At 68.2% G+C, this 779-nt stretch carries 1 pseudogene; it reads right to left on the bottom strand.

Annotated elements, in window-relative coordinates:
- Positions 1-779, bottom strand: a pseudogene (locus A5691_RS26000) (beta-eliminating lyase-related protein); the annotation flags it as partial.

Below are 779 nucleotides of genomic sequence, written 5' to 3'. Positions count from 1 at the left end.
TGCAGAACGTCTTGTGCAGGTTCAGGTGGCTCACGTCGCCGCCGAACTTCCCGGGCCGGGCCAGGCCGACCAGCGCGTTGAGGTTCGCCCCGTCCACGTAGACCTGGCCGCCGGCGTCGTGGACGGCCGCGCAGATCTCGGCGATGTCGTGCTCGTAGACGCCGTGGGTGGACGGATAGGTGATCATCAGCGTCGACAACTCGTCGCCGTGCTGGGTGACCTTGGCGCGCAAATCGTCGAGGTCGACGTCGCCGTTGTCGTGGCAGGCGACCACGACCACCCGCATGCCGGCGAGCGCCGCCGACGCCGCGTTGGTGCCGTGCGCGCTGGACGGGATCAGGCAGATGTTGCGGTGCGGTTCGCCCCGGCTGGCGTGATAGTCGTGGATGGCCAGCAGGCCGGCGTACTCGCCCTGCGAGCCGGCGTTGGGCTGCAGGGACACCGCGTCGTAACCGGTGATGTGCACCAGCCAGGTCTGAAGGTCACTGATCAGCCGACGCAGTCCCGGGGTGTCCGAGGCCGGCGCGAACGGATGCTGGCGGGCGAATTCCGGCCAGGTGATCGGCTCCATCTCGGCGGCGGCGTTGAGCTTCATGGTGCACGAGCCGAGCGGAATCATGCTGCGGTCCAAGGCGATATCTTTATCCGCCAGCGTGCGCAGATAGCGCATCATCGCCGTCTCGGTGCGGTACTGCGTGAACGCGGGGTGGGTGAGGAACTGCGAGGTGCGGGTCGCGATATCACTGCCGAGTGGCTCGGCGGCCGGCACGCCGAAGGCT

The organism is Mycobacterium sp. E183 (genome assembly GCF_001667735.1).
In the GTDB taxonomy this organism is placed as follows: Bacteria; Actinomycetota; Actinomycetes; order Mycobacteriales; family Mycobacteriaceae; genus Mycobacterium.
Note: the sequence above shows the minus strand (reverse complement) of the source record. Positions and strands in the feature narration are given on the sequence as shown.